The organism is Acinetobacter calcoaceticus (assembly GCF_016508255.1).
Classification (GTDB): domain Bacteria; phylum Pseudomonadota; class Gammaproteobacteria; order Pseudomonadales; family Moraxellaceae; genus Acinetobacter; species Acinetobacter calcoaceticus_E.
Map to the genome: position 1 here is coordinate 1 of NZ_JADVKT010000019.1, position 1,124 is coordinate 1,124.

Genomic DNA, 1,124 nt, shown 5'->3' on the forward strand with positions numbered 1-1,124 from the left:
ATCGCAAAACGTAGACCTGGGTCCATTGCGATTGGGTGGATTAATTCTACTGACATTTCAACGTTGTCACCTGGCATAACCATTTCAACGCCGTCTTGTAATTGGATTGCGCCAGTTACGTCAGTTGTACGGAAGTAGAACTGTGGACGGTAGCCGTTAAGGAATGGAGTATGACGACCACCTTCTTCTTTAGAAAGTACGTAGACTTCTGCATCGAATTTAGTGTGCGGCTTGATTGTACCTGGTTTAGCAAGTACTTGACCACGTTGTACGTCTTCACGCTTAGTACCACGAAGTAATACACCACAGTTCTCGCCCGCACGACCTTCGTCAAGAAGTTTACGGAACATTTCAACGCCAGTAACTGTAGTTGTTTGAGTATCACGGATACCAACGATTTCAACTGATTCGCCTACTTTCACGATACCAGCTTCTACACGACCAGTTACTACTGTACCACGGCCTGAGATAGAGAATACGTCTTCGATTGGCATTAAGAATGCTTTGTCGATAGCACGTTCTGGTTCTGGAATGTAAGAGTCAAGCGCTTCAACAAGAGCAAGAACTGATGGCTCACCATATTGACCAGCATCGCCTTCCAACGCTTTAAGCGCTGAACCACGGATAACTGGAGTGTCATCACCTGGGAAGTCATAAGTAGAAAGAAGTTCACGAACTTCCATTTCTACTAATTCAAGTAACTCTTCATCATCAACAAGGTCACACTTGTTTAAGAATACGATGATGTAAGGTACACCAACCTGACGAGAAAGAAGGATGTGTTCACGAGTTTGTGGCATTGGGCCATCAGTCGCAGCACATACAAGGATCGCGCCATCCATCTGAGCAGCACCAGTAATCATGTTTTTAACATAATCGGCGTGGCCCGGGCAGTCTACGTGAGCGTAGTGACGGATTGGAGAATCGTATTCTACGTGTGAAGTATTAATTGTAATACCACGTGCTTTTTCTTCAGGTGCTGAGTCGATTTGTGAGTAATCTTTCGCTTCACCGCCGTAAGTTTTTGCACAAATAGTTGCAATCGCAGCAGTTAAAGTTGTTTTACCATGGTCAACGTGACCGATTGTGCCCACGTTTACGTGTGGCTTATTACGTTCAAACTT

The 1,124-nt window shown here is 44.8% G+C and carries 1 protein-coding gene; it reads right to left on the reverse strand.

The window, feature by feature from the left end; translation table 11 throughout:
* Positions 1-1,124: elongation factor Tu (gene tuf / locus I5515_RS17420; RefSeq protein ID WP_199969023.1), on the reverse strand; the 1,124-nt coding region annotated here is incomplete at both ends.